An 8,563-nucleotide genomic window follows, 5' to 3' on the forward strand; every position below is an offset into this window, starting at 1 on the left:
ACCCGCTGGCCACGGTCGGTTTCGGCATCGTCGCCTTCGCCGCCGCCGGGGCGGTGAACGCCAGCGGCATCATCGCCGCCTACCTGTCGGGACTGGTGCTGGGCAACGCCAAACTGCCTCACCGCGCCGCCACCCGTTCATTCGCCGAGGGCGCCGGCTGGCTGGCGCAGATCGGCCTGTTCGTCATGCTCGGACTGCTCGTCAATCCCAGCGAACTGCCCTCCGCGATCTTGCCGGCCATCATCGTCGGCCTGGTCCTGCTGCTGGCCGCCCGCCCCGTCTCCGTTCTGGCCTGCCTGCTGCCGTTCCGTATCCCCTGGCGTGAGCAGGCGTTCATCTCCTGGGCCGGCTTGCGCGGCGCGGTCCCCATCGTGCTCGCCGCCTTCCCCATCGTCGCCGGGGTCGCCGGCGCCCGCGACGTACTCAACATCGTGTTCGTCCTCGTGGTGCTGTTCACCCTCATCCAGGGCCCCACCCTGCCCGCCGTCGCCGGACGCCTGCGCTTGACCCGCCCCGGGGCGCTTCGCGATGTCCAGGTCGAGACCGCCCCTCTCGACGTACTGGACGCCGACCTGCTCACCGTCACCATCCCGCCGGGCTCACGGCTGCACGGCGTGGCCGTCTTCGAACTGCGGCTGCCGCACCCGACCATCGTCACCCTGATCGTCCGCGACGGCACCACCCTCGTCCCCGACCGCGACACCGTCCTGCGTGCAGGCGACGAGCTCCTACTCATCACCACCCCCCACACCCGGGAAGCCACGGAGCGTCGGCTGCGGGCCGTCGGCCGGCGCGGCAAACTGGCCCGCTGGCTCGGCGAACACGGCGCCCCCGAGTCCGAGCCCGCCACGTCGGCGCGGACCGAGTAACTCCTTGCACGCACAGCACTGAACGGACACTCGAACAGCTACCACGATCAACGCGCCTTTGCTGCCGATATGCACCTGCAGCGGCGCGTGAGCCGGAGGGGCTCATCGTCAGCGCCCAGGTGCCAGCCGGCAGTGGGTGTCGGGTACCGGCGGAAATGGGTGTTGGCCCCGATGGCGATGCCGCAAGGCCGCGTGTGACGGTGGAGTGGCATGGACCCTATCCGTCGGTCCCGCGGGAGGAGGAGCCATGACGCAGCCTGGCCCGCATGTAACCCCGCCGGTCGGGGCGAACGCTTCAACGATCAAGACCGCGGCTCCCGTGTCGGTTCTGCCCGGCGTTACCGAAGGTAGCTTTGTGGAGAAGGCCTCTGTAAGGAGGGCGATCTGATGCCGTGGTTCGTATGGCTGCTCGCCGCCGGGGTGCTCGGTGCCGCTGAGTTCTTCACCCTGACACTGGTCTTCGGGTTGCTGGCGGGTGCTGCGCTGGTGGCCGCCGTGGTCGCTGGTGTGGGCGTCGGCGTTCTCGGCCAGCTCGCTGCCTTCGGGGTGGCGGCGGCAGCGGGTCTCTTCCTCGTCCGCCCGGTCGCGCTGCGGCATATGGCACAGCAGCCCGTCACCCGCGAGGGCAGTGATGCGTTGGTCGGCAAGCGGGCTGAGGTCACGCAGGAGGTCACCGCGACCCGTGGCCTGATCAAACTGTCCGGCGAGGAGTGGTCCGCCCGCGCCCTCGACGAAAGTTTGGTGATCCCGGTGGGAGCGCTGGTGGATGTCATGGAGATCGAAGGCGCCACGGCCATCGTCTACCCCCGCGAACTCCTTCCCTGAACGGTTGAACACAGCAACGGAGGCACTGTGGATCCCGTCGTCATCCCCATTCTTGTGGCGGCCATCATCGTCGTCTTCCTCGTGGCCTCCACTGTGCGGATCGTCCCGCAGGCGCGCCGCTACAACATCGAGCGGTTCGGCCGATATCGCCGGACGCTGCAACCCGGTCTGAACCTGGTGCTGCCGGTGGCGGACCGCGTCAACACCAAGCTCGACGTGCGCGAGCAGGTCTACTCGTCCGACCCCCGGCCGGTGATCACCGAGGACAACCTCGTGGTGAACATCGACACCGTGCTCTACTACCAGATCACCGACCCGCGGGCTGCGGCCTACGAGGTCGCCGACTACCTCCAGGCGATCGACCAGCTCACCGTGACCACGCTGCGCAACGTCATCGGCAGCATGGACCTGGAGGAGACGCTCACCTCGCGCGAGGAGATCAACTCCCGGCTGCGCGCCGTCCTCGACGATGCCACCGGCAAGTGGGGCATCCGGGTCAACCGGGTCGAGATCAAGGCCATCGATCCACCGCACACCATCAAGGAGGCGATGGAGAAGCAGATGCGGGCCGAGCGTGACAAGCGTGCGGCCATCCTGCACGCCGAGGGTGAGCGGCAAGCCAAGATCCTCACCGCGGAGGGCACGAAGCAGAAGGACATCCTGGAGGCACAGGGCACGCAACAGGCCATGATCCTTCGGGCGGACGGCGAGGCGAAGGCGGTGGAGCGTGTCTTCCAGGCCGTCCATCGCAACAATGCCGATCCGAAGGTCCTTGCCTACAAGTACCTGGAGACGCTTCCGCACTTGGCGAGCAGCGACAGCAACACGTTCTGGGTGATCCCGGGAGAGCTGACCGAGGCAGTTCGGACCGTCACCAGTGCCTTCGGTGACCAGTCGACGGCGGGTCCCCCCGCACCCGAGCAACCTGAGAAAGCAGCCGACGACACGTCCCACGAAAGCCGGGTTCCAGAGCTCGATGCAGGCTCGGCGGTTTCACTTGACGCCGGGGCGGCTGCTGACGAGGCCGCGAAGCAGGCCGCCGCCGCGGTGAGCGACGCCAAGGCGGAGGCTGCGGCCGCGATGTCGCCCAAGGTGCCTCGCTGGGGGCAGACGTCCGGCGACTGAGCCTACCCTCGGGCTCTCGCCAGGGACCGCTGTGACGCCACTGAGTGGCGGCGACGCCCTGGCCGGCACCGGCCCCATCGACCCGAGCCACCCCTATACCCTGCAGACCGCGGTCATCGGCGCCCGGTTGCTCGACTGGCCGACCATACCCCTGTGATCAGGCACGCCCACTGAGGGCAGTCCCTCATCGGGAACGCATCCGATGACTGGCCGAAGATCTCTGCGTTGGCGCCGACCGGGTGAGTTACTGGCGATGCGGCAATTGTTGTCCGTACCGCCGTATTCGCAGCCCTGCTCCCTTCGGTCGGCCGAGGAGAGGAGACCGCGCATGCGCGCACATGACCTGGCCGAGCCGTATCCGGCGGTCTCGGCTGACGACGATGCGGTGACGGCGGCCCGCTTGTTCGTGGAACGGCGACTCCCGGCTCTGCTGGTCCTCGATGCGGATCAGCGGCCCTACGCGATCGTTCCGGGATCGCAGCTGCTGCGCGTCGTCGTCCCGGACTACGCTCTGGAGGATTCCGCGCCGACCCTCGCCCTGCACGACACCGACTTGGAGCGGCTTGGGGAGAAGCTGGAGGGACTCACCGTCGCGCAGTGGCTGCCCCGACACCGCACCCTGCCGACCGTTGTGGGGCCCGATACGGGTGTCGCGCAGGTGGCCGCGTTGATGGTCCGTACGCACCCGCCGCTGGTGGCGGTGGTCGAGAGCGACGGCCAGGCAACGCGGACGGTGGGAGCGATCACGGCAGCCCGGCTGATGGAACAGTTCCTCACGCAGGAATGAAGCGGGCCTGATTCATTCGCCCCGGCTGCGCCGCCTGACCGCAGGAACTGGACGAGTGCCCAGATGGCACCGAGGAAGATGATCAGTGCACCGGCAGACTCGATCAGCCGCACCAGCAGGCCGATCACATGCTCGGCCTCCTCCAAGCACCCGACGCGTGCTCTGATCCATCCACGCCGGCGCCGACCGGAAGCGAGGAAATCCCGGCCGAGCACAACAGGGCACAAAGGCAAGCTGCCCGATCAGGGGTCGCCAGCGGCGACCTGGGCGCCGACCTCGCCGTCTACCTCACCGATGGCCTCGAGCTGGTCGTCCAGCCTGGCCCGGCACTGGCCCTGGATCAGCCACATCACCGCCGACCTCAACCGACTCGCCCAACTGGCGGATCACAGCCGACCGACGGATCCCCCGTCCCTTCGACGGCACCTCAACACCCGGAGCAGTGGAACCATGGCGCCACCGGAGGCGGCACTCGGGCCAAGGTCCTGCCCAGCCTCAGCGCACGACGGCGCCTGCGTGGCGCCCCACGCTCGCGGGATGACACACCCTGACTGACCGCGATTGAGTGGTGCCGACCGCACAAGGCGAGCAGCGCAGCGTGACGGGAGGAGACCATGTCCGACGACGGCGCCCAGGATCTGCGGTCCGAGTCTTCGACGTAAATGAGACGCTCAGCGATCTCACCCCGCTGCGGGTCCGCTTCGAGAAGGTCGAAGCGCCGGCGGGTCTGAGGCCCACCTGGTCCGCCGCGATATTGCGGGACGGGTTCGCGCTGACGGCCGCCGGGGCGTACGCGGACTTCGCGTCCGTCGCCCTGGACGGGCTGCGGTCCCTGCTGCCGGGCGTCAAGGGGTGGGCCGGGGACGTCGAGGCTGCGGCCCGGCATGTCCTGGACGGCTTCGCCGAGCTGGAGGTGTACCCCGATGTCCCGGACGGCGTACGGAAGTTGAGCGATGCCGGGTTCCGGCTGGTGACCATGACCAATGGCAGTAACACCCTGACCGAGCGGCTGCTCGCCAAGGCGGGGCCGGTGGACTTGTTCGAGGAACTGCTGGACGTGCGCGGGCCACGGTGCTGGAAGCCCGCAAGGGCCGCGTACCGGTACGCCGTTGATCAAGTAGAGGTGCGGCCGGAGCAGGCCCTGCTGGTCGCGGTGCACCCCTGGGACATCGGCGGCGCACTGCGGGCGGGTCTGCGCGGCACGTGGCTGCGGCGTGGCGCGACCGTCTATCCGCAGTCGATGTCCCAGCCGACGTACAGCGCGCAGGACCTGCGGGAACTCGCCGACGCCTGTTCGCCGACCGGACGTGAACTACGTACCGGACCCATAGCGGGCGGGTGCGGCGCCTGCTCGGCCGTGCCTCTGCGGACACTCGACAGTGCCGGCGCCGACAGTGTGGCGCGTCATCGCTACTGCCCTTCCCGGGGATGCGGGGCAGCAGTCCAGGGCGGCGGCGTTGTCCGCGGCCGGCGCGCGGGCGAGGACGAGCAGGTCCGCTACCCGAGGGTCGCCGACGGAGTAACGCAGCTTCATGCCGTCCCGGCGTGCGGGAGGTCGACATCTTCCGCGACCTCAGCGCAGCCGAGGTGGACGCCATCGCCGCCGCGGCCCCAATGAAGACCTACAACGCCGGCGAACTGCTCTACTCGCCCTCCCAGCCCTCCGAAGTACTGTTCACCCTCAAAAAGGGCAGGGCCCGGACCTTCCGGGTCTCCGCCGACGGCCGCGCCCTGACCTGCGCAATCATCAGCCCCGGCACCATCTTCGGCGAGATGGTGCTACTCGGGCAGCGCATGTACGACAACTTCGCCGAAGCCCTCGACGACGTCACCGTCTGCGTCATGAGCCGCACCGACGTGCACCGTTTCCTGCTGTCGGGCGCCCGGATCTCCACGCGCACCACCGAGATCCTCGGTCGGCGCCTGACCGACCTCGAACAGCGCCTGTCCGACAGCGTGTTCAAGTCCGTGCCGCAGCGCATCGCCACGACCCTGCTCACCATCGATGAAGACCGAGACACCGGTGGTCTGGCCGGGCCCGGTCATCGCCATCGCGAGGGCGCTTGTAGGCGACGATGCGCCAGCCGTGGAAACGCCCGCCGGATGCGGGGCCGGCGGGCGCGGCTGCGGTGTTGCCGCGGGTGCTGAAGGGCTTGGCGGTGCGGCTCGGGGTTCCTTTTCCCAGCCGATTCCTCGTCCCCAAGGAGCGGCGTCGAGGCGGCGCGAAAGACCGCCCTCCCCCGCCACATCCGTGTCGGGGAAGGGCGGGCGGCCGCTCCGGTCAGTGACTGCCGGTGAGCTGGCCGGCGAGGCGCTCGTGCATGTCGGCGCTGGGCTTGTTCAGGCCGATGATGGTGACCTTCTTGCCCCGCTGGGCGTACTTGGTCTCGACGGCATCCAGGGCGGCGACGGAGGAGGCGTCCCAGATGTGGGCGTCGGAGAGGTCTATGACCACATCGTCCGGGTCGTCCTTGTAGTTGAACTGGTAGACGAGGTCGTTGGAGGAGGCGAAGAACAGCTCGCCGGTGACCGCGTACACGACCTGGTTGCCGTCGGGGTCGACGACGCCGGAGACGTTGACCAGATGCGCGACGCGCTTGGCGAAGACGACCATCGCGGTGATGCAGCCGACCACGACGCCGATGGCCAGGTTGTGGGTGGCGACCACGCACGCGACGGTGACGACCATGACGGTCATCTCGCCGAGCGGCATCCGCTTGACGGTCTTCGGAGCGATGGAGTGCCAGTCGAGGGTCGCGAACGACACCATGATCATGACGGCGACCAGGGCGGCCATGGGAATGTCGGAGACGACCGGGCCGAAGACGATGCACAGCACCATCAGGAAGGAGCCCGCCAGGAAGGTCGACAGGCGGGTGCGCGCGCCGGACACCTTCACATTGATCATCGTCTGGCCGATCATCGCGCAGCCGCCCATGCCGCCGAAGAAGCCCGTGACGATGTTGGCGACGCCCTGGCCGATCGACTCGCGGGTCTTGCCCGAGTGGGTGTCGGTGATGTCGTCGACGAGCTTGGCCGTCATCAGCGACTCCATCAGACCGACCAGCGCCATCGCGAAGGCGTACGGGGCGATGGTGGTCAGCGTGTCCATCGTGAAGGGCACGTCAGGCAGCCCCGGCACGGGCAGCGAGGAGGGCAGCGCGCCCTTGTCGCCGACGGTCGGCACCGCGATCGCAGCCGCCACGGTGATCACGGTCAGGACGATGATGGAGACCAGCGGGGCCGGGATCACCTTGGTGACCTTCGGGAAGAACACCATCAGGGCGAGACCGCCGATGACGAGCGGGTAGACCATCCACGGCACGTCGTGCAGCTCCGGCACCTGCGCCATGAAGATCAGGATGGCGAGGGCGTTGACGAAACCGACCATGACGCTGCGCGGCACGAACCGCATGAGCTTGGCCACACCGAGCGCTCCGAGGATCACCTGGAAGACGCCGGCGAGGATGACGGCCGCGATCAGGTAGCCGAGACCGTGCTCTTGGTTGAGCGGGGCGATGACCAGGGCGATCGCGCCGGTCGCGGCGGAGATCATGGCCTTTCGTCCGCCGACGACCGAGATGACGACGGCCATGGTGAAGGAGGCGAACAGGCCGACCGCCGGGTCGACACCGGCGATGATGGAGAAGGAGATCGCCTCGGGGATCAGGGCCAGGGCGACGACCAGGCCGGCCAGCACCTCGGTGCGCAGGACCTTCGGGGAGTCGAGCCAGTCGGGCTTGGACAGGCGGAACTTCGGGGCTGCGGGCAGCAGTGAGGACATGCAACCGTTTCTGTTCAGGCGGATGCGCCACCAGATGGCGGACGCGTCCACGTCGTACACGACTCCACGCACGAGTGAGGCGGAATCCTCGGCGGCCCGGCCACTTCAACGGGGCCCAGCCGATCTGCAAGGCAGCCGTCCGGCTGCCGGTCGGGCATCATGGCCCGGAAGTCTTCGGATGCCATCGGGGCCAGGTCGGGGCCCACGCTATGGCGTTCACTCCTGCCGTCACTCTCGACGGCGGCGGTGAACACGTAGAGACTCTACCCTGACGTGAGGGCAGAGTGCGACTTGCGGCTTGTGAAACACAGGTAAATACCCGCCGAGATCCCGTGATTCATCTCACGTAGGGTGGGTTGCTTTACGGATTCGAAAATCGAAGAAAACAACGAAGGGGATCATGGGGCGATGACGGATCAGCGGCAGATGCAGATCGGCGAGGTGGCCGAGCGGACCGGTTTGTCTCTGCGCACCATCCGGCACTACGAGGAAGTGGGCCTGGTGATCCCCTCGGCCCGCAGCAAGGGTGGCTTCCGGCTGTATACGGAGTCCGACGTCGAGCGCCTGATGGTGATCCGCCGGATGAAGCCACTGGACTTCTCCCTGGAGGAGATGCGCGACCTGCTGGACATCACCGACCGCCTCGCCGTCACCGACGACCCGCCCGCCGGCGAGGAGCGCGAGCGGTTGCGGGAGCGGCTCGACTCCTACCGGAAGGTGGCAGACGCCCGCTGCGAGACCCTGCGGGCCCGCCTGGAGATGGCCGAGGACTTCGCCACCACACTCCGCCGCCGCCTGCAGGCCGACGCCCGCTCTGGCGCCTGAGCCGCTTCGGCGGTCACAGCACCCGACGAGGGGCACGGCTACGGCGGCCCGTGCCCCTCGATGCCATCCGGCCGCGTGCCGATCAGCCGCCTGCGGTGCCCGTCACCTCTTCGGTGACGCCGTGCGGCGGTGAGTCCGGGCCACTGCAGCAGGGGCGAGTGATGGCCCCGGGCGTCGACATACTCGAACGCTACGTCGCCACCTTCCGTGCGGGTCACACGGATCGCGGCGAGCATCATCTAGTGCCGCGGCGGGCAACGTTCGCCCCGTCACGACGCCCGGCACGCTCCCCCACGCTCTCGACTCCGCTCGAGCAGGGGGTACCCCCACTCGCCGCACCGGCCGAAA

At 68.5% G+C, this 8,563-nt stretch carries 8 protein-coding genes and 1 pseudogene; 8 read left to right on the plus strand and 1 reads right to left on the minus strand.

Features of this window, described 5'->3' with window-relative positions; genetic code table 11:
• The 7 genes and pseudogenes from ABZ281_RS25640 to ABZ281_RS25670 all read left to right on the plus strand — a co-directional run.
• A partial coding sequence (locus ABZ281_RS25640) for a potassium/proton antiporter (RefSeq protein ID WP_356659065.1) occupies window positions 1–869 on the plus strand: 869 nt, incomplete at its 5' end.
• Window positions 870–1,256: 387 nt separating this feature from the next.
• Window positions 1,257–1,694, plus strand: coding sequence for an NfeD family protein (locus tag ABZ281_RS25645; RefSeq protein WP_356659067.1), 438 nt, complete (start codon window positions 1,257–1,259; stop codon window positions 1,692–1,694).
• A 27-nt stretch (window positions 1,695–1,721) separates the two neighbouring features.
• A complete protein-coding gene (locus tag ABZ281_RS25650) occupies window positions 1,722–2,819 on the plus strand; it encodes an SPFH domain-containing protein (protein WP_356659069.1) in 1,098 nt (365 codons plus the stop codon).
• A gap of 58 nt (window positions 2,820–2,877) precedes the next feature.
• Window positions 2,878–2,976 (plus strand): annotated as a pseudogene (locus ABZ281_RS25655) (PucR family transcriptional regulator); the annotation flags it as partial.
• 171 nt (window positions 2,977–3,147) lie between these two features.
• Window positions 3,148–3,606, plus strand: a complete 459-nt coding sequence (locus ABZ281_RS25660; protein WP_356659071.1) for a CBS domain-containing protein — start codon at window positions 3,148–3,150, stop codon at window positions 3,604–3,606.
• Window positions 3,607–4,174: 568 nt separating this feature from the next.
• Complete coding sequence (locus ABZ281_RS25665) at window positions 4,175–5,224, plus strand: haloacid dehalogenase type II (RefSeq protein WP_356659073.1); 1,050 nt, start codon at window positions 4,175–4,177, stop codon at window positions 5,222–5,224.
• Window positions 5,152–5,754: a Crp/Fnr family transcriptional regulator gene (locus ABZ281_RS25670; protein ID WP_356659075.1), complete on the plus strand. Its 603-nt coding sequence runs from the start codon at window positions 5,152–5,154 to the stop codon at window positions 5,752–5,754. Before ABZ281_RS25665 ends, ABZ281_RS25670 begins: the two co-directional genes overlap by 73 nt.
• Window positions 5,755–5,887: 133 nt before the next feature.
• Here the strand turns inward: ABZ281_RS25670 and ABZ281_RS25675 are convergent, their stop codons facing one another.
• A complete protein-coding gene (locus ABZ281_RS25675; protein WP_356659077.1) occupies window positions 5,888–7,390 on the minus strand; it encodes a SulP family inorganic anion transporter in 1,503 nt (500 codons plus the stop codon).
• Between the two features lie 408 nt (window positions 7,391–7,798).
• Here ABZ281_RS25675 and ABZ281_RS25680 point away from each other — a divergent pair, with 408 nt between their 5' ends.
• Window positions 7,799–8,215 carry a MerR family transcriptional regulator gene (locus tag ABZ281_RS25680; protein WP_356659079.1) on the plus strand — a complete coding sequence of 139 codons (417 nt, stop codon included), beginning with the start codon at window positions 7,799–7,801 and terminating at the stop codon, window positions 8,213–8,215.
• Window positions 8,216–8,563 lie beyond the last annotated feature (348 nt).

The organism is Streptomyces sp. NPDC006265 (genome assembly GCF_040613555.1).
Taxonomy (GTDB): Bacteria; Actinomycetota; Actinomycetes; order Streptomycetales; family Streptomycetaceae; genus Streptomyces.